20 protein-coding genes and 2 pseudogenes are annotated in these 18,823 nt (G+C 61.1%); 14 read left to right on the top strand and 8 right to left on the bottom strand.

The features are described 5' to 3' along the window. Positions 1–9: 9 nt before the first annotated feature. Positions 10–216: a hypothetical protein gene (locus tag AB8B33_RS33580; RefSeq protein ID WP_439018685.1), complete on the bottom strand. Its 207-nt coding sequence runs from the start codon at positions 214–216 to the stop codon at positions 10–12. A 251-nt stretch (positions 217–467) separates the two neighbouring features. Here AB8B33_RS33580 and AB8B33_RS33575 point away from each other — a divergent pair, with 251 nt between their 5' ends. Both AB8B33_RS33575 and AB8B33_RS33570 read left to right on the top strand, forming a co-directional pair. After that, a complete protein-coding gene (locus AB8B33_RS33575; RefSeq protein ID WP_439018684.1) occupies positions 468–941 on the top strand; it encodes an Hsp20 family protein in 474 nt (157 codons plus the stop codon). Between the two features lie 76 nt (positions 942–1,017). Next, a pseudogene (locus AB8B33_RS33570) lies at positions 1,018–1,317 on the top strand (DUF982 domain-containing protein). 52 nt (positions 1,318–1,369) lie between these two features. On the opposite strand, the gene AB8B33_RS33565 reads toward AB8B33_RS33570, so the two are convergent. The 6 genes and pseudogenes from AB8B33_RS33565 to AB8B33_RS33540 all read right to left on the bottom strand — a co-directional run bounded on the left by AB8B33_RS33565 (position 1,370) and on the right by AB8B33_RS33540 (position 7,164). Next, positions 1,370–2,233 (bottom strand): transglutaminase family protein, encoded by an 864-nt coding sequence (locus tag AB8B33_RS33565; RefSeq protein WP_439018913.1) that lies wholly within the window; start codon positions 2,231–2,233, stop codon positions 1,370–1,372. Positions 2,234–2,319: 86 nt separating this feature from the next. Further along, a pseudogene (locus AB8B33_RS33560) lies at positions 2,320–2,756 on the bottom strand (AI-2E family transporter); the annotation flags it as partial. A 261-nt stretch (positions 2,757–3,017) separates the two neighbouring features. Then, entirely contained in the window at positions 3,018–3,407 is a 390-nt protein-coding gene (locus AB8B33_RS33555) for a response regulator (RefSeq protein ID WP_439018683.1), read from the bottom strand. 70 nt (positions 3,408–3,477) lie between these two features. After that, the gene (locus AB8B33_RS33550; protein WP_439018682.1) at positions 3,478–4,533 is read right to left on the bottom strand and encodes a sensor histidine kinase; all 1,056 of its coding nucleotides are present in this window, start codon (positions 4,531–4,533) and stop codon (positions 3,478–3,480) included. A 989-nt stretch (positions 4,534–5,522) separates the two neighbouring features. Beyond that, complete coding sequence (locus tag AB8B33_RS33545; protein WP_439018681.1) at positions 5,523–6,383, bottom strand: D-amino-acid transaminase; 861 nt, start codon at positions 6,381–6,383, stop codon at positions 5,523–5,525. Between the two features lie 7 nt (positions 6,384–6,390). Beyond that, positions 6,391–7,164, bottom strand: coding sequence for a LamB/YcsF family protein (locus tag AB8B33_RS33540; protein WP_439018680.1), 774 nt, complete (start codon positions 7,162–7,164; stop codon positions 6,391–6,393). 243 nt (positions 7,165–7,407) lie between these two features. Here AB8B33_RS33540 and pxpB point away from each other — a divergent pair, with 243 nt between their 5' ends. Genes pxpB through AB8B33_RS33500 form a run of 8 tightly spaced genes read left to right on the top strand, consistent with a single transcriptional unit; the run spans position 7,408 to position 14,233 of the window. Next, the gene (gene pxpB / locus AB8B33_RS33535; RefSeq protein ID WP_439018679.1) at positions 7,408–8,151 is read left to right on the top strand and encodes a 5-oxoprolinase subunit PxpB; all 744 of its coding nucleotides are present in this window, start codon (positions 7,408–7,410) and stop codon (positions 8,149–8,151) included. Beyond that, on the top strand, positions 8,148–9,116 hold the full coding sequence (locus AB8B33_RS33530; RefSeq protein ID WP_439018678.1) for a biotin-dependent carboxyltransferase family protein: 969 nt from the start codon (positions 8,148–8,150) through the stop codon (positions 9,114–9,116). The genes pxpB and AB8B33_RS33530 overlap by 4 nt, the downstream gene beginning before the upstream one ends. Continuing rightward, positions 9,116–9,760 carry a GntR family transcriptional regulator gene (locus AB8B33_RS33525; protein ID WP_439018677.1) on the top strand — a complete coding sequence of 215 codons (645 nt, stop codon included), beginning with the start codon at positions 9,116–9,118 and terminating at the stop codon, positions 9,758–9,760. Before AB8B33_RS33530 ends, AB8B33_RS33525 begins: the two co-directional genes overlap by 1 nt. Further along, complete coding sequence (locus AB8B33_RS33520) at positions 9,757–10,704, top strand: NAD(P)-dependent oxidoreductase (protein WP_439018676.1); 948 nt, start codon at positions 9,757–9,759, stop codon at positions 10,702–10,704. The genes AB8B33_RS33525 and AB8B33_RS33520 overlap by 4 nt, the downstream gene beginning before the upstream one ends. Next, positions 10,701–11,960 (top strand): hydantoinase/carbamoylase family amidase, encoded by a 1,260-nt coding sequence (locus AB8B33_RS33515; RefSeq protein WP_439018675.1) that lies wholly within the window; start codon positions 10,701–10,703, stop codon positions 11,958–11,960. Before AB8B33_RS33520 ends, AB8B33_RS33515 begins: the two co-directional genes overlap by 4 nt. After that, positions 11,953–12,591 (top strand): GntR family transcriptional regulator, encoded by a 639-nt coding sequence (locus AB8B33_RS33510; RefSeq protein WP_439018674.1) that lies wholly within the window; start codon positions 11,953–11,955, stop codon positions 12,589–12,591. Before AB8B33_RS33515 ends, AB8B33_RS33510 begins: the two co-directional genes overlap by 8 nt. 10 nt (positions 12,592–12,601) lie before the next feature. Then, positions 12,602–13,786, top strand: coding sequence for a M24 family metallopeptidase (locus tag AB8B33_RS33505; RefSeq protein ID WP_439018912.1), 1,185 nt, complete (start codon positions 12,602–12,604; stop codon positions 13,784–13,786). A 33-nt stretch (positions 13,787–13,819) separates the two neighbouring features. After that, complete coding sequence (locus tag AB8B33_RS33500) at positions 13,820–14,233, top strand: VOC family protein (RefSeq protein WP_439018673.1); 414 nt, start codon at positions 13,820–13,822, stop codon at positions 14,231–14,233. 62 nt (positions 14,234–14,295) lie between these two features. Here the strand turns inward: AB8B33_RS33500 and AB8B33_RS33495 are convergent, their stop codons facing one another. Then, the gene (locus tag AB8B33_RS33495) at positions 14,296–15,471 is read right to left on the bottom strand and encodes a M24 family metallopeptidase (RefSeq protein ID WP_439018672.1); all 1,176 of its coding nucleotides are present in this window, start codon (positions 15,469–15,471) and stop codon (positions 14,296–14,298) included. Positions 15,472–15,761: 290 nt separating this feature from the next. On the opposite strand from AB8B33_RS33495, the gene AB8B33_RS33490 reads away from it, so the two are divergent. From AB8B33_RS33490 to AB8B33_RS33475, 4 genes are read left to right on the top strand one after another with little or no spacing between them, the layout of a single operon-like run. Next, positions 15,762–16,388, top strand: coding sequence for a DUF1989 domain-containing protein (locus AB8B33_RS33490; protein ID WP_439018671.1), 627 nt, complete (start codon positions 15,762–15,764; stop codon positions 16,386–16,388). Beyond that, positions 16,385–17,194, top strand: a complete 810-nt coding sequence (locus tag AB8B33_RS33485) for an amino acid ABC transporter ATP-binding protein (protein ID WP_439018670.1) — start codon at positions 16,385–16,387, stop codon at positions 17,192–17,194. The genes AB8B33_RS33490 and AB8B33_RS33485 overlap by 4 nt, the downstream gene beginning before the upstream one ends. After that, positions 17,194–17,850 (top strand): amino acid ABC transporter permease, encoded by a 657-nt coding sequence (locus AB8B33_RS33480; RefSeq protein ID WP_439018669.1) that lies wholly within the window; start codon positions 17,194–17,196, stop codon positions 17,848–17,850. Before AB8B33_RS33485 ends, AB8B33_RS33480 begins: the two co-directional genes overlap by 1 nt. 6 nt (positions 17,851–17,856) lie before the next feature. Continuing rightward, positions 17,857–18,816 carry an agmatinase gene (locus AB8B33_RS33475; RefSeq protein WP_439018668.1) on the top strand — a complete coding sequence of 320 codons (960 nt, stop codon included), beginning with the start codon at positions 17,857–17,859 and terminating at the stop codon, positions 18,814–18,816. Positions 18,817–18,823: the final 7 nt, after the last annotated feature.

Genomic DNA, 18,823 nt, shown 5'->3' with positions numbered 1-18,823 from the left:
GATGTGCGATCAGGATTGATTTTGCGCCACCTTCTCGAACCCGTGCGTCGCTGTCTCGTTCAAGTCCTGCACCAGCCCTGCTGCCATCGCAACGTCAAGCCGTTTCAGAACACATCCGCTGATGTCGGCTATTCGGCCGGTTTTGATGTCGACGATGGTCCACGTTCCGTCGTCTTGTCTCCTGGCGACATAGACGGGATCTGCTGCAGAGATCATTGTCACCTGCTGGCCTCGAAGGGATGATGATCTTTTAAAATGCGGCTGGCCTGATAATGGTTCCGCTGCAGTGCAGCATCGTATCAAAATCCTTATCGGCGGAGCTGCGAATTTTTTCAGCAGCGCGCTCTTGAATCAAAATATGCCAAACCAAATCGATTCCCGTCAGCCGCTGATGACAGGGCTGGCCTTGCTGGAGGCGTCGTCTTTCGGCCCTCCCGTACCCATGTTGCTTCAAGGAGGATATGGCTATGGCAACATCTTACGACTATGCACCCCTCTTCCGCTCGAGCGTTGGCTTCGACCGGGTCTTCAATCTTCTCGAAAACGCCCAGCGTGCCCGCTCGATCAGCGACTGGCCGCCCTATGACATCGTCAAGACCGGTGACGACAGCTACCGGATCTCGATTGCGGTGGCGGGCTTCGCGCAGGACGATCTCGACATCACCTTCCAGTCCAATCTTCTGACCGTCACCAGCAAGAAGCAGGAAGCAGCAAACGAAGGCTACCTGCATCGCGGCATTGCCGGCCGTCCGTTCGAGCATCGGTTCGAACTTGCCGATCATGTCAGGGTGAACGGGGCCGACCTCAGCAACGGTCTCTTGTCGATCGATCTGGTTCGCGAGATCCCGGAGGCGTTGAAACCGCGCAAGATCTCCATCCAGAGCGCTCCCGCACTGACGTCTGCTGCTCCAGCGCAGATAGAAGCGCAAAAGGCCGCGTAACTGCGTTATCCGCCGAACAGGGCGCCGTCGCGACGGCGTCCATCCATCAACATTCCGGGTTGGGAAGGAGAGAGCGATGAAACCCAATATGTTCAGACAGCTAGTTTTCATCCTCGTCGGACTTGGCTATCCGGCAAAGGTTCGCAGCGTCATGGACGCCTACCGGCATCTTTGCGAATGACCAGCATCGCTCAGGGATCCTGCGCATTCTGTTGCTCTCAAGGCATGCGTCGCGGCGTTGCGCGGCGAGATCGAAGCCGAGACCGCGCGCGGCCTGTTTGCCGCCTTTGCCAAGAAACACGATTTGTTCGCGCCGGAAACCAGCGTGATCGCCAGCTCACACCTGCAGCGCGACCGGGATCCGCACGTGCAATAAGTGCCATGGGCGAATGGCTGGACGACTAAAATCCTCGTGGGCCTGCCGAGACTCACGTGGATACCTCGACCTCCACGTCCATCGATATAAAGGCATCGGACGCACCAACGAAGCTGCCGGCGACGGGGACGGATTGCGCGATATCGCGAGTGACGGCGACAGGGATGAGATTGGCCCCGCCCATGCTGCGATTGGTCGGATCGAACGTAATCCATCCAGCACCGGGTACGAATACCTCGACCCAGGCATGGGTCGAGCCCTGATCCCGCGAACCAAGCAATATTCGATCGGGATTGAACAGGTATCCCGATACGATGCGCGCTCCAAAGCCCAGACAACGAACAGTTTCAACAAACAGCACCGCGAAGTCACGGCATGATCCCCAACCACGTTCCAGAGTTTGGGTCGGCGTCTGTGTGCCTTCCGCCTCACGGCTTTGATAGGAGATCGATGAAGACACTCCCGCACTTATGTCCTTGAGAAGCGACAGCGTGTCCGTCGAATTGCTTGCGACAAATCCCTGTGCCCACCGCTGAAGTTGCTGGAACGGGTCGGCAAACTGACGAGCCGTCAGCGCGCCGAGATCGGTCCATTCCTCATCCGAATAGCGGAATGGAAAGGTAATGGCGGAGCCTGCGATAGCAAAGACCGGCCATGCGGCAGCGGTGAGGTTGACCAAGGCGACGCTGTCGACGGTCAGGATATCGGTCATTTCGCTGAAAACCGCGGTGGCAACCGCGTTGCCGAATACATCGGTCGCCCAACTGATCTGGGCTTGTGGCGTTGTCGACACTTCATGCGAAAGCAGCCGGAGATCTCTGCCCTCGCGCGGCCTCAGCATCAGCCGGTGAGGGCTGAGATTCACCGCATAACGATAATGATAGATCGTGCGGTGGTGGATGCGAATTTGTGCCATGATTGTTTCCGGTTCTCTGGGCGTTTGCGTGGGAACGAACCACCGCATCTATCAGACAGGCTCGCTCGTTCATCGCCTGCAATTCGTCACTTCCGTTCTGCATTAAAGTGCCGGGAAGGCGCTGAATTCTCATTCAATACTTTGGACCTCGATCTCTCGGCATTCTGCTGCTCGGCAAAAATCGACCATGCGGCGATGAACAAGGCGGCGATCAACGGGCCGATGACGAAACCATTGGTGCCGAACAGGGAGATGCCGCCGACGGTCGAGATCAGCACGACATAGTCGGGCAGCCGCGTTCCCTTTCCGACCAACGGCACACGCAGCAAATCGTCGAAGAGCCCGATTACGAATATGCCGATCAGGACCAGGATTGCTGCTTTCAGCCGGCCCCCGTGAGGACCAGCCAGATGGCTGCCGGAGCCCATACGAGTGCCACTCCAACTGCAGGCAGCATCGACAGGAAGGTCATTGTCACACCCCACGGCAAGGCGGCCTCAATCCCCAGAGCCCAGAATGCCACCGATGGGGCGGCAATGCTGTGGCGGCCCCCTAACAAACGCTCCAGTCGCTTGTGAACGGGAAAGAAGATGATCGCGAGGATGACGGCCCAGAAGACAGCGGAGTAATAGGGGATAAGCAGCCAGATGAACGCGATCGTCACAACCGCCAGAAGGACGTAAAAGCTCGTACGCTGAATCGACATATCTGCCTTATTCCTGGCCGGTCTCTTTCCCTACCAGCTATACAAGAGAATTTAGCACAGGACAGCTGAGGCGGCTCCTTATGCGGCGGGAATACTAAAGTCGCCCGAAAGCAGATCTGCCATTGCGTCTGCGATGGCATGATTGCTGTAAGGCTTTGAGAAGAACCGGCTTCCCTCAGGAAGATTGCTCTCTTCGAGTATTGCCTTGCCGGAAGCAACGATCAACTTCACCGGCGGCCATCGATTGCGGATGTAGTGGGATAGCTTGATGCCGTCCATCGTTCCCGGCATTTGTACGTCGGTGAACACCAGGTCGACGTCGGCTCCGGACTCCAGGATACGGATTGCCTCGTCGGCATTGCTTGCTTCAAGCGCCTCGTAGCCTGCAGATTGCACCAGATCGACGGCGCCCATTCGAATGATCGCGCTGTCTTCGACCACCAGGACGACCGCCTTGCCATTAAACATATTTCACTCGGTTTTTGTATGCGCCGGGAAAGTCCTGGCTTGGATTAGCGTTTCAGTGAGAGATAAGTTCCTATGCCGCCGCCGGAATTCTGGTTCGACGGTCGGCGTTGCCGCGATGACTGATAGTCACGGCGGTTCCAGGACTAGCATCGCTCAACTGTATTTCGCCCTGCAGATTCCTGGCAAGCGCCTCGACGATGCCGGTGCCGAGGCCGGGCTTGGGTGCGTCGCTACCGGCGGCCATGCCGACGCCGTTGTCGGTGACGGTGAGGGTCCAGTCAGTGCCTGTCGAGTGATAATCGATTACGATCCTGCCAGTTTCCTGCTTCGGGAAGGCGTGCTTGAGGGCGTTGATCACCAATTCCGTCACGATCAGTCCCAGGCTTATGGACACGTCCGCTTCAACGGCGCTGTCATCAACTGTCACCGAAATCGAGAGCCGATCCTCATCGGCAATCATCGATGCGCCGAGGCTTTCGCAAAGTTGCGTGAAGTAGCTGCGGAGTCCGACGATGCCGCCAGGTGATGTTGAGAGCTGTCGCTGTACGGCCGCGATCGACATGACCCGGCTATGGGCGTTGTGAAGATGTCCGCGCGCTTCCTCGGACTGCACCCGACGGGCACTCTGCATGAGAACGCTCGCAATGATCTGAAGGCTGTTTGCGACCCGGTGCTGGACTTCCTGAATGAGGATTGCTTTCTCCCGGACGAGATCGTCTTTCAGTTTCGCTTCGGCACGCGCGTCAGTCACGTCGGTGATGGCCACCAGCAACCGGATATGGTCCTTGTCGCCGTCGTCCAGAACCTGCGCGTTGACGATCAACTGACGTGTCTTCCGGTCGGGCCGTTTGAGGCCGATCTCGTAGGCTTCGATCCTTGCACTCCCGGACGCTGTCGCCTTCAGGAGCGATGCAAGCTTCGGCATTGCCCATTCGCCGTTTCCGAGCTCACTGAGCGCTCTGCCGGGAATTGTCGCTGGATCGATCTCGAAGGTGCGGCAGAACGATGTGCTGGCTGCAATAATCTTCTGGTCCGCCGACAGGAAAAGCAACGGCTCGTTCGACGAGACCACCACGGCAAGCGTACTCGCGGCCTCGAAATGGACAATCGGTTCTTCTTTTGACATGGAAATGGCCCTCATGGGCCGAAAACTCGCGCAGCGAGCCATCACTCGGCAGGAACGTCGCCAACAGAAACCTTAAACTGACGCTCTAAAATACACTAGCATGCTGACTACGGATCAACACCACACTTAATCGGCATAGCCGCACTTATAAGGCGTTCTGCCCTTTATGCCGTTGCGATCTCGGAGCGTGAGGGCCTAGGGAGATGTAAGACTCGGGATTGAAACCATAAATCGAGTCCGGGCGGCCGGGCGTTCCTTCCCTTTCAATCTTGAAACCGTTCGTCAGCTCGCGCAGGATTTTCCTTTGGTTGCGTTCGACGAGCAGGATGCAAATGCCGCCTGAGAAATTCGTGCCGGGCTAGCACCCACAGGCCAGCCGGTAGGTCCATTCGACGCGTTCATCGCTTCTGCGGGCAACAAAAAAGGCTGGGGCGAAATCGCACCGACCTTGCTCATCATCGCTTACCCACCAGCGCCAGTACATCCGTGGTCAAAAGTCTTGAAGCGACGGCGGCGATTGCGAGCGATGAATTCGTTTCAGCGCTCATCAGCAACGCCGATACGTGGGCGCTCCTGCTTGTCGGTATATTTTGATTTGTCACCACGGGGCATGGGAATTTCCTCCTTTGCTGACCTTGGAAGAAACGGACGCTAGAAAGCTTCGTTCCACCGCCGGTGGCGTGGGTCGCCAGTTCGAATCCCGTCAAGGCGAAGGATCTGTTTGAAAGGTTACGGCTCGTAAATAGACAAACCGATTTGTGAAACTGCCTTATTACGGCAACTAAAATATCTGCCATGAGGAAATTGATTGAGGATCCCGGTAGCGTCAAGCGCGAATGGTTGACGACTGTTTATTAAAATTTGATCCTACAAAACCGTATAAACCCAGAGGCTGCCTAGCGCTAATGAGGTTTGTCAATGGTGATGGGCCACGGGACGCGGCCCGCGGGACAACATCGTTGTCACCCGCGAACGGGCGACAAGAAGGGTCAGATGGCGTTCGCCAACTTGTTATCGATGTAGAGCTGGCGAAGCTTCAACGTCTGCGGCCCCGGCTCGCCGTCACCGACCGGCTGCCCGTCGATCGAGGTCACCGGCAAGACGAAGTTGGTTGCCGAGGTGATGAAGGCCTCGGGGGCATTCTTTGCTTCGTCAGGCGTGAAGGCGCGCTCTTCGACGACGAGCCCAGCGTCGCGGGCGATGTCTAGAACGCTGAGGCGGGTGATGCCGTGGAGGATCGCGTTCGACAGGCCGCGCGTGATCAGTTTCCCGTCCCTGCTGATGATGTGCGCGGTGGCCGAGCTCGCTTCAGTGACAAAGCCGTCCTCAACGAGCCAGGCGTCATCGGCGCCGACAGATGCCGCCTTCATCTTCGCCATCGAGGGATAGAGCAGCTGGACCGTCTTGATATCGCGCCGCGCCCAGCGCTGATCGGGGACCAGCGCCACGGAAATCCCCGTCTTCACCTTTGGATTGTCGAGTACGGCTTTCGCCTGGGTGAATAGAACCAGGGTCGGGGTTGCGTCCGTTGGGAAGGTGAAGTCGCGATCGGCTACGCCGCGGGAAATCTGCAGATAGATGAGCCCCTCATCAAGATCGTTCCTGCGAACGATCTCGCGATGGACGGCAAGCAACTCCACCTGCGTCAGTGGGCAGGCTATGCCGAGTTCGAACGTGGAGCGCTGAAGGCGGGCCGCGTGACCGGCATATTCCAGCAGCTTGCCGCCGACAACGCCGGTGACTTCGTAGATCGCGTCGGCGAACAGGAAGCCCCGGTCGAAAACGGAAACTTTCGCATCGGCTTCGGGGAGCCAGCTGCCGTTCAGGTAGACGGTACGGGTCAAGATCATTCCTCGTTCAGATTCTAGGCGTGGAGAAGGGGGCAATGTCGATTCCGGCGGCGGTGAGTTTACTGCGCAGCGCCCGCGCTGTCGCGGCGGCGCCTGGTGTGTCGCCATGAATGCAGACCGTTGCGGCCTCAACGGCGAGGCTCCCACCGCCGAGTGTCGGAATCTTGTTGTCGGCAACCATGGACAGCACCTGGTCGACGCTTTGTTCGACATCATGAATGACGGCGCCATCCATCTGCCTCGGCGCCAGCATGCCGTTGTCGAGATAGCGGCGATCTGCATAGACCTCGCAGGCAACGCGCAGACCGGCTGCTTCTGCCGCACGCATGGTTTGCGAATATGGGAGGGTGATGAAGCCGAGGTTTGGATCAACGGCGCGGATGGCGCGCACGCAGACGCCGGCCAGTTCCGCGTCCTCGGCGGCCATGTTGCCGAGCGATCCGTGCGTCTTGACATGCGTGATCGGCCAGCCGAGCGCCGTCGCCATGCCCTGAATGGCGGCGATTTGGTAGATGATCTGCGCCTCGAGATCCTCCGGCCGTTCACCCGAGATGCGGCGACGGCCGAAACCATAGAGATCCATGAAGGATGGATGGGCGCCGACCGCGACGCCATGCTTCTTGGCGCTCAAGATCGTGTCGCGCATGACAATGGGATCGCCTGCATGGAAACCGCAGGCTACGTTGGCCGTGGTAATGATCTCCATCATGGCCGCATCGTCGCCGATCTTGTAGGCGCCGAAGCTCTCGCCCATGTCGCAGTTCAAATCCACTGATACCACGGTCGAACTCCTTGTTTGCGAGGGCGGTGCCGCCCATTCGTCAGATTCAGGCGGCGTAGGATAATGCTTGACATACAGTTGGTGTACTGAAATGACAAGAGCATTGTCGATTGAGAATCTCGCTTGTCGAGACGTGTAATGGTGATGGTGGAAATGTCTCTCACTTTACGTTTGCGCCCGGCACTTACGCCGCTTGAGCGGCATTACTGCGCCCGAAGCCCTCGTAAGGATTAAGTCCCTGAAATGGCCACGACGCAGCCGGTAAAGCACAACTATCCGCGCATTATCCCGTCTGGCGACAGCGCGCTTGTTGTCGAATTTTCCGATCAGATCGATGAAGAGACGAATGAGCGCGTGATCGCGCTAGCGGACATGCTGGCGACACAGCCGATAACGGGCGTCATCGAAACCGTTCCGACCTATCGTTCGCTACTCGTCGCCTATGATCCCATCATAATCCGTGGGAAAAACCTCTCCGCTTCGCTCGAAACGCTGCTCGGCCAGCTGTCGTTGGGCGGCGCAATTGCACGCCGGCTCACCGTGCCTGTCCTTTACGGTCACAAGGTCGGAATCGATCTCGAAGAACTTGCGGAGATGAAGCAGATGTCGCGCAAGGAACTGATCGCCTTGCATGCCTCGGCGGACTATCGTGTCTACATGATCGGTTTCGCGCCGGGCTTTTCCTATCTCGGCGGCCTACCGCAGCAGTTGCACACGCCGCGCCTTGCCGTCCCGCGCCAGCGGATCGAAGCCGGCGCGATCGGCATCGGCGGCAAGCAGGCCAGCATCAATTCCGCTCCTGGACCCAGTGGTTGGCGGTTCATCGGCCGCACGCCGCTGAGGCTGTTCGATCCCTCGCGCGCCGACCCGTTCCTGTTGCGCGCCGGCGATCGCGTGCGCTTCCGCCCGGTTGATGCCGACGAGGCCGAAAGCCTCGATGCCGCCATCACGCGAGGTGAGCCGGTGGAGGAGTGGGAGACGCGATGACTGTGCTCCATATCAAGCAAGCCGGCCCCATGCTGACGGTCCAGGATCTCGGACGCACCGGGCTGATGCGTCTCGGCGTCTCCGGCGCGGGTGCCATGGACCGTGCATCGATGCTGATCGGCAACCGGCTTGTCGGCAACGCGGATAGCGACGCGGCGCTGGAATTCGCGCATGTCGGCGGGGCCTTTGTGGTCGAGAAGCCGGTGCGTTTCGCGGTGACCGGCGGCGCCGTCGATATCACCGTCGATCGTCAGATCAGGCATGGTTGGGAAAGCCACTGGCTGATGCCGGGCGAGATCCTGAAGATCGGCGCTTTGAGGCAGGCCGTCTGGGGTTATCTCGCCATCTCGGGTGGCATCGAGACGCCGAAGGTTCTGGAGGCGCGCTCGACGCATCTTCGCTCCGGGCTCGGTGGCGTGGACGGCCGGCGTCTTGCGATCGGCGATGCGCTCCCGCTTGGCGAGACGAAACAATCGTCGCTGCTGGCGTTGCGCAAGCCCTGCTCCCGCTCGAATGGTCCGATGCGCGTCGTTCCGGGGCCGCAGGCGGATCACTTCGACGCCACCGCCTGGAAGGATTTCCTGCGGGAACCGTTTCGCATCACGGCAAGCCGAGACCGCATGGCGCAGGTCCTGGATGGTCCCGCGATCCATGCCTTCGCCGGTCACGATATTGTCTCGGATGGCACGGTGGCGGGCTCGATCCAGGTGCCCTCGTCTGGCCGGCCGATCGTGTTGATGGCGGAGCGCCAGACGACGGGCGGCTACCCGAAGATTGCAACCGTTGCCTCCGTCGATTTGTCACGGTTGGCGCAGACCGCGACGGGCAGCACCATTCGTTTCAAATCCATATCTCAAGACGAGGCGGAGGATCTGCTGATCGCGCGTAACGAGGCGCTCGCGGATTTTCTTGCGTCTCTCGAAGAAAAACCAGAGGCCGCTATAAAGGCGGAGGAACGAGAATAATGAACCAACCGCTTGCCAAGCAGGCCTATGCGAAAATAATCGAGATGATCCTCGCTGGCGGACTCAAGCCCGGCGATGTCTTGCAGGAGGCGAAGCTCGGTGAGGAGCTTGCCATGTCGCGCACGCCGGTGCGCGAAGCGATCAAGCGCATCGAGGCCGAAGGGCTCGCCGTCCAGGAAGGGCGCTTTCTCAAGGTGCGCACGCTGACACCAGCCGAGGTGAACGAGATCTTCTTCCTCCGGAGCGTCATCGAAGGCTATTGCGCCCGCCATGCGACCGCGGTCGCTCTCACCATCCTCGACGGTCTCGAAAGGCGTGTGACCGCACTGATGACGGAGGGGCCGGGCGAGGAGGACGAGCAGCGCCGAGTCGATGACGATTTCCATCTGACGCTGGCGCGCTCCACGTCCAACCAGATGATGGTGCGCACCATCAGCGATCTGAGGCGCCGGACCTGCATGTTCGACCACAGCCTCGTTCCCGCACGCTATCTAAAGGGGTGCGAAGAGCACCTCGAAATCATCGCCGCGCTGCGCGCCAAGGATGGCGAGCGCGCCGGGAAGCTGATGAGCCAACATGTCCTCAATGCCCGCGACGCGATTGTCGGGCGGCTTGAAAGCAATGAGCGGAAAGCAACACGATGAAGTGCCTGATCGTTCAGCCCATTCACAAGGATGGCCTTGATCTCTTGCGGCAAGCGGGCGTGGAACCCGTCCTGTGCCCATCGACTAATGTAGAAACCGTATCGACGATGATCATTGGCTGCGACGCCGTCATCACCCGCGATGCCGGCCTGTCGGCCGCACCCATTCTCGCAAGTGACCGCCTGAAGGTGATCGTCGTTCACGGCGCGGGCCACGATGCCGTCGACAAGCGCGCGGCGCACGAGAAGGGCGTGCTGGTGTGCAATACGCCTGGCGCGAACGCGCAATCGGTTTCAGAACTCGCCTTGGGGCTCACGCTCGCCGCAGCCCGGCTTGTTCCGGCAGCGGATCAGGCGGTTCGCTCCGGCGAGCGTAGTTTCCGTGAGGCCCACAAGTTTCGTGAATTGTCAGGCAAGATCGCGCTCGTCGTCGGCTGGGGCGCGACGGGCGCCGGGCTGGGGCGGATGCTTGACGCAGCACTCGGCATGAGGGTTCTCGTCTTTTCGCCGAGAAGCGCCGACACCGGTTTGTTCCAGCGGGTGAGCACGCTTGCAGAAGGCCTCGCGCAGGCCGATGTCGTCTCGCTACACACCCCCATGCGCGACGAAACGCGTGGGATGATCGGCGCCAGCGCGTTTGCCGCAATGAAGCCGGGCGCCATTCTCGTCAACACGGCGCGCGCCGGCCTGATCGATGAGGACGCACTTGCCGAGGCGCTTGCAAGCGGCATTGTCGCCGCAGCGGCACTGGACGTCTATTCGCCGGAAGCACCGAGTGGTCAGCTGGGCGCGTCCGAGCGGGTTATCTTCACCCCGCATCTGGGGGGCACGACGCCGGAGGCGTTGCAGCGCGTGGCCGTCGGCGCCGCCCGCAATGCGCTTCTGGCGCTTTCCGGCGCGAAGCCGGCCACAACCATCGAATTCCTTCCGGAGGTAGCCGCGTGAGCGCAATCATCAGTGACACGATCGCTCGGCTGCTCGATCGCATCAACGCCATCTCCGATCCCGGACCGGGTTTCACCCGCCCATCCTACAGCCCGCTTGAAAGCCGCGCGCATGATGTGGTCGCCGACGAGGTGGAACGTCTGGGCATGACAGTGACACGGGACGCCGCGCTCAATCTCTTTGCGCGCCTGCCGGGACGCGATCGCGATGCACCACCAATCTATATCGGCTCGCACGTCGATACGGTTGCCATGGGCGGCGCCTATGACGGCGCGGCCGGCGTCGCCGGCGCCGTCGCCCTTGCAGCCGCTTTCGTGGAAAGCGGAGAGGCGCCGCCGGTCGATCTTGTCGTCACCGTCACGCGCGCAGAAGAAAGCGTGTGGTTTCCGGTGTCCTATGCCGGATCCCGCGCAGCGCTCGGGCGCTTGACGGCGCCCGAACTGCAGGCGAAGCGAGCCGATAATGGCCGCACCCTCAGCGACCACATCCGCGCGGAAGGCGGGGATCCCGATGCCATATTGAGCGGTTCAGGCCTTTCGCCCGCACGCTTCATCGAACTGCACATCGAGCAGGGACCGGTGCTTTATGACGCGAACGAGGCGTTCGGTATCGTCGATGGCGTGCGCGGTGGCTTGCGCTACCGCAACGCAAGCGTCCACGGAACCTGGGCGCATTCCGGTGGCGCGCCGCGCGCTGCGCGCTCTGATACCGTTTTCGCGCTTGCCGACCTTGTCGTCGCGATGGACCGGCATTGGGGAGACGTGCTGCAATCGGGCCACGATCTCGCCGTCACCTTCGGCAGGGTCGATGCGGCTAGTTCGGAACATGCCTTTGCCAAGGTGCCGGGCCGGGTCGACTTCTGTGTCGATCTGCGCAGCGACGATGTCGCGGTGCTGGACCAGGTCGACGGTCTCCTGCAGGCCGAGGCCGCGGCGATCGCCACAGAGCGCGGCGTGCGCTTCGATTTCGGTGCACAATCGAGCAGCCAGCCGACGCGGCTATCCGCGACGCTTGGCAATATGATCGCAGATGCGGCGAGAGTTTTGGGCCATTCGCCACGGCGCATGCTCTCGGGGGGAGGGCACGATGCCGCCGCCTTCGCGCAGGCCGGTTGGGATTCCGTCATGGTGTTCCTGCGCAACTGGAACGGCAGCCACAATCCCGACGAAGCCATGGATAATGCGGATTTGGCCGCAGCGGCTGAAACCTTGTACGCGGCAATATCAGACGAGAGGGGCGGTTCACGACATGAGTGACAAGGAAACCCTGACACAGCAGGTCTATCGCGACCTGAAGCAACGCATCCTCGAAGGGCAGTTCTCTTCCGGCGATATGCTGACGGAACGTTCGCTCGCGCAGGACTCCGGCATATCGCGCACGCCATTGCGGGCGGCGATCTCGCGCCTGGAGAAAGAGGACGTCATCTCGAGGCTGCCGAACGGCGCGCTCATGGTGCGCCAGGTGAGCGTCGAGCAGTTGCTTGAGATCGTCCAGCTTAGGCGACTGTTGGAGGGGGCCGCCGCCGAGACGGCGGCAACGCGGCCGCTTACGCCCGATCTCATCCAGTCGCGTGAGCGCATGTGCGCCTACGCCAATGGCGGTGACATTGCCTTCGATCACTTCTGGCTCGACGACGATGCATTTCACAACGCCGTTGCCTATGCAGCCGACCTCCCTTTGCTCGCGACCATGCTGACCGAGATGCGCGGCATTGCCCGCCGCTGCACGATCACTCGCACCCACGACCGGTTCGACCAGCAGGCGCTCGAGCACATCGCCGTGATCGACGCGATCGAAGCCGGGAACGGGGCGGCCGCGCGAGCGGCGATGGAGACTCATTTCGACAGCGTGCGCGCCCGCTTCCTCGGCTGGCTGGCGCGGAGCTGAGATAGTGAACATGCAGCCCAACCTACCCAATGAAGATCTGGAAGCGCTCTGCGGAAGCGAGGCTTCTTTTTCGCGGGACGAGTTCGCCCGACGCCAGGCGCTGGCCGTGTCGGCGCTGGGGGCCAGCGGCCACCAAGCGCTTATCGTCACCGGACCGGAGACGATCTACTGGCTGACCGGCCGCCAGACCGCTGGATATTTTGCTTTTCAGGCGTTGATCCTGACGGCGTCGGGAGACGTGACGCTGCTGGTTCGGCAGTTGGAACTTTATGGCACGGCGGCCAACACCTGGCTTTCCGATATCGTCGTCTATCAGGATGGCGACAGCCCCGTCTCAGCGCTGGTGGCGCTGCTGCGGGACCGGAAGATCACCCGGCCGGCAATCGAACTCGGTGGCTGGTTTCTGCCGCCCAGACTCGCCCACGAGCTTGCCAGGGAGCTGGGGCAGGAGCGTCTTGCCGACGGCTCCGACATTCTGCCGCCGCTGCGCATGGTCAAATCCGCCGACGAACTCGCAGCGATCCGCGCCGCCGCGCGCTACGCCGAAGCGGGCATGATCGCGGCTATCGATGCCTGCGGGGAAGGCAGCAACGAAAACGAGATCGCCGCCGTCATGCTGCAGGCGGCAACGCGGGCCGGCTCCGAGGCCATGGCGATGGAGCCGCTCGTCTCCTCCGGCCACCGCAGCGGCCTGCCGCACATGACCTGGCGGCGGCGCCGGCTGGAAGCAGGAGATCCGGTCTTCCTCGAGCTCGCGGGCAGCCATGCGCGCTACCACGCGGCGCTGATGCGCACCGTGTGGATCGGCAATGCGCCGGATGAAGCGCTCCGGATGATGGATTGCTCATTGCAGGCGCTCGATGCTGCGCTGGCCGCGATCCGCCCGGGCGCCGCCTGTTCGGCGCCACACGAGGCGGCGCAGCGTATCATAGACGATGCCGGCTACACCGCCGCCTTTCGAAAGCGCATCGGCTATTCGATGGGCGTCGCCTTCGCGCCTGATTGGGGCGAAGGCGGCATACTGAGCCTGTTTACCGGCGTGTCACGCGTGATCGAACCGGGGATGGTGTTCCATCTACCCGCCACGCTTCGAAGCTACGGTCACTGGACAGTCGGCGCGTCGGAGACGGTCATCGTCACGGACGACGGCGCCGAGCCGCTGTCCGTCCTGCCGAGAACACTCACAATTCGCTGATCAATACCTTTCACACTCACAAAGGAGGCCACCGTGCGCTCACTTTTCCATCTCGCCTACCACGTCACCGATCTTGACGAAGCACGACGCTTCTATGGTGACGTCATCGGTTGCGCCGAAGGCCGTTCCACCGACACCTGGGTCGATTTCGACTTCTTCGGCCACCAGATCTCGCTGCATCTCGGCAAGCCGTTTGAAGTGACGCGCACAGGCAAGGTCGGCGATCACATGGTGATGATGCCGCATCTCGGAGTCGTCCTGCCGCTCGAGGATTGGTTGGCGCTCGCCGAGCGTCTGCAGAAGGGCGGCATCGCTTTCGATATTCCGCCGGTCATTCGCTTCGAAGGCGAGCCGGGTGAGCAGCGCACGATGTTCTTCTTCGATCCGAGCGGCAATCCGATCGAAGTGAAGGGTTTCAAGGACTTCGACAGCGTTTTTGCACATTGACATGAAAGGACCGGGCGATCGCATCGCCCGGTCCTTTGAATTCCGGCAGTCGCTAAGCTTCTCTAGAAGACGCTCGGCGAGTTCGTGACCAGCTCGTTGCCGTCTTTACCGATAATGATGATGTCTTCGAAAAACGCTGCGCCGACGCCGTCGAGCGACAGAAATGATTCGACGCCGAACACCATGTTCTGCTCCACGATATCATCGGGCATAGACATGGTGGTCGAGATGCGCGGCAGCTCGAAGCCTAGCCCGATCCCGTGCCCGTAGAAGGGGAAGTTCTTCATGATCGGTGAAATCGAGCCGCCGAAGGCTGCCGTCATCCGGTCGCCCTCCGCCGCGACTTCAAGAAGCTTTACGCCTGGCCGCAGCATGTCGGACAGCCCATGCACGATGTTAGCGGCCGCTTCGATCAGGCGCAGCTGCTCGCTGTTGGCCTTGCCGCGAACCGCCGTCCGGCCGGGATCGAGATAGTATCCCTGAAACAGCGGGCCATGCAGTGTGCCCGTGACGATATCGCCGTCTTGAGGTGTATCGGCGCTATAACCGGTCAACGGGAACCGCTGGTCGAAGCCGAGCGTATCGCCGTGATTGGTTCCGATCATCTGGATGCGGCCGCCGCGCCTGACGACCTCACGCGCCGCTTCGCCGGCCGCCTCGCGTTCCGACATGCCGCCGATCAGGCCCTGCATCAGGGTATTCACACCCGCCGTCGCCGTCTCGCCGGCGACGCGATAACAGTCGAGCTCGCGCGCGCTCTTGATGCGGCGCACGGATCGAACGAGATCGTCGGCCGGGACCCATTCGATCTCGGGTGCGATGGCTTCCAGCTGCCGGTAGTATTTCACCGGAATGAAGTTGGTTCCGACGATCGCCACCGGACCCGTCACGCCTCGTTCGACCAGCGAGCGGGCGACGCTTTCGAATGGATGGTTGCTGGACCGGACGTCATCGATGGAGACGAGATCGCGGCGAACCTCTGGTTCGTCGATATGCAACTGCGGTGCGCGGCCTTGCTGCAAGATGACGCCCGCGAAGGAGCGCGCCGTCCAGATCAGCGAATCCATGCCGCCGCTGATGGCGTAGTGGTTGGAGAGGTAGAGGATATCGCCGCAATTGTCGGTCGTCCCGCCGCCGCGTCCGAAGACGACGGCGGTCTCGAAGCCGCGCCGTTTCATCTCCGCCTGAACGCGGGTCAAGCGCTGCGCGTATTCGTCCGGCGGGAAGTAGCGGTCCATGATTTCACTCCGTATGCACTCATGCGTCAAAGCTCTGATTTTCGGTACACCACGAGTATCCGAACGTCAATCAAGCCTTTTGACCTTCTGCTAACTAAAGCGCCGATCCGTGAAATCTGCTCACAGCATAGGCATTCCATGTCTAAATTATATACAAGAAGGCAATTATATAGGCGGTAATTTATTGAAATTGCTACTTGAACTCCACTGGTATACTGAATACGGTTGCCTGCGCTCGATCGATCGGCCCCACCCCCACACCGATCGCATCGAAGAAAGACGAGTTTGAAATGAGCCTAGACGCAGACATTGTTCCCGCCACCGAGGGGCGCTCCTTCAAGATGAGGGCCGGGCAATTCGCCCTCGTGACGAACACCCACGGCAACCAGGTCGTCGATGCCTGGACATTGGCCGCGAGCGATCTCTTCGAAACATCATCTCTCGATCACACGCGGTCGATGAACAGCAACATCTTCTTCACCGAGGGCATGGCGCTGATGAGTTCGCGCCGCCGGCCGATGCTGACGATGGTCGCCGACAGCGCCAAGGTGCGGCACGATACGCTGCTCTGCCCGTGCAATCGCGAGCTCTACCAGCAGCTCGGTTGCCAGGAATATCACCGCAGCTGCACCGACAATTTTCACGAAGCGCTTTCGGATCGGGACATTGCGTTGCCCTTCACGCCGGCGTCGCTCAACCTGTTTATGAACGTTCCCGTCAAGGCTGACGGCCAAGTCGATCGCGTTCCGCCGGATACCGCTGCTGGCGACTACGTCGTCATGCGCGCCGAGATGGATCTGGTCCTCGTGCTGTCCGCCTGTCCGCAAGATATCACGCCGATCAACGGTGCCTCTCGCACCCCGCGGGATGTCGCCGTCAGCATTCTCGATGTGCTTCCGGCGGAGGTGTCCGCATGAGCGAGCCGCTTCTGACATTACGCGAAATCCGCAAGAGCTTCGGCGAGAACGAGGTTCTGAAGGGCGTGTCGCTGACGGTCCAGGCAGGCGAGGTGGTTTCGATCATCGGCGCCAGCGGCTCCGGAAAGAGCACGTTCCTGCGATCCATCAACGCGCTTGAGATGCCGCAGTCCGGCTTCATGGATTTCGAGGGATTGTCCTTCGATTTCCGCCCGGCATCGCGCTTTTTCCCCACACCGTCGCAGCTGCAGTCGCTGCGCGCTCGCGTTGGCATGGTGTTTCAGAGCTATAATCTCTGGCCGCACATGACCGTTGTCGAAAACGTCACGCATGCGCCGAGGCGCTTGCTGAGGATGCCGCGAGCACAGGCGATCGAGGAGGCTGAAGCGCTGCTGTCGCGGATCGGCCTTTTCGAGAAGCGCCATAGCTATCCATCACAATTGTCCGGCGGGCAGCAGCAGCGCGTGGCGATCGCCCGCGCCTTGGCGATGAAGCCGCGCCTGATGCTGTTTGATGAGGTCACCTCGGCGCTCGACCCGGAGCTCGTTCATGAGGTCCTGGTGTTGATGGCCTCGCTGGCATCCGACGGCATGACCATGCTGCTCGTGACCCACGAGATCGCGTTTGCGCGCGACGTTTCCTCCCGCGTGCTGTTCTTCGACAAGGGTGTCGTCGCAGAGGAAGGGCCGCCCGAGATCCTCAGGCATCCGGAAAGCGATCGCCTGAAGCAGTTCCTCCATCGCATTCTGCATGACGAGGTCGGCCACTCCGTTTCGAGAGACAATGGCCAGGGAGTGAAGGCGTGATGGGCGGCTTTATGGAGGAACTTCAGCTCTATGGTCCGGGCTTCCTCGAGGCGGCATGGGCGGTCTTCGGCCTCACGATTCTGACCATCATCGTCAGCTGGGCCTGCGGCTTGCTGGCAGCCCTGGCGCAACGCTCCAAATGGAAATCCGTGCGTGCGATCGCCGGCTTCTACATCTGGTTCATCCGCGGCACGCCGACGCTGATCCAGGTCTTCATCATCTATTTCGGCCTGCCGCAGATTGGCATCCGGCTCTCTCCGTTTACGGCGGGCGTCATTGCGCTCGGCATCAACAGCGGCGCTTATGTCGCTGAAATCGTTCGCGGCGGCCTGACTGCCATTCCACGCGGACAGAGTGAATCCGCCCTGGCGCTCGGCTTCAGTCCGAGCGAGACCATGCGCACGATCATCCTGCCGCAGGTCTTCCGCATCATCCTGCCATCCGTCACCAACGAGGCGATTTCGACGCTGAAGAACACCTCGCTCCTGTCGACGATCACCGTCGTCGAGCTGACGCTCTACGCGCAGACGCTGATCGCTGCCACCTTCCGCCCGTTCGAGTTCTACATCGCGGTCGCGGTCATCTATCTCGTTCTGACCACGATCCTGACCTTCGTCGCTTCCTGGCTCGAGCGACGCTACGCGAAGCTGGGGTGAGGGCACATGAGCGTTCTTCCGATCGATTCTCTTGAGACCCCACGGTTCTGCGGTATTCCCACCTTCATGCGCCTGCCGCAGGCGACGACGCTGAGCGGATTGGACGCCGCGGTCATCGGCCTGCCGTCCGATTCCGGTGGCCCCTATCGCACCGGCGCGCGCTTCGCGCCGAACGCAGTGCGCGCCATGTCGGTGATGCTGCGTCCGATCAATCCCTATCGCGGCAATATCAACGTCTTCGAGCAACTCTCCGTCGCCGACGTCGGCGACGCCAATGTCGTGCCGGGATACGAGATCGAATCCCTTGACCGCATCGAGGAGTCGGTCGCCGCGCTCGCCAATGCCGGCATCGTCCCCTTCGCGATCGGCGGTGATCACTCAATCACGCTTGCCGAGATCAGGGCGCTCGCCAAGGTTCATGGCCCAATCGCACTGATCCACTTCGATTCCCACACCGATACCTGGGACAAGTATTTCGCTGGCAAGAAGTACAGCGCCGGAACGCCGTTTCGTCGCGGCGCCGAGGAAGCGATCATCGATCCCACGCACTCGATCCAGATCGGTATGCGCGGCTCGCTGTTTCAGAAGGACGATATCAGCCAGTCGATCGATCTCGGCTACGACGTGCTGTCCACCGACGATGCACTCGATCTCGGCCCTCACGGTCTCGCCCAGCGCATCGCCGATCGCGTCGGCGCGCGACCCGCCTTCATCTCCTTCGACATCGATTTCATCGATCCGTCCGCTGCCCCTGCGGTCCAGACGCCCGAGGCGGGCGGGCCGACGGCGCGCGAGACCTTGCAGATCCTGCGCGCCCTTCACGCCATCAACCTCGTCGGCTGCGACGTGGTTGAGGTCAATCCGCTCTACGACGGGCCGGGACAGGTCACCGCTTTGTTGGCCGCAACCGTGATGGCGGAACTGATGGCCTTGCTTGCTTCCCAACGCGCCAAGGCGAAGGGCTGACGAAAAC

The organism is Rhizobium sp. 768_B6_N1_8, assembly GCF_051811225.1.
Lineage (GTDB): Bacteria > Pseudomonadota > Alphaproteobacteria > Rhizobiales > Rhizobiaceae > Rhizobium.
This window is presented reverse-complemented; position numbering and strand designations above follow the sequence as displayed.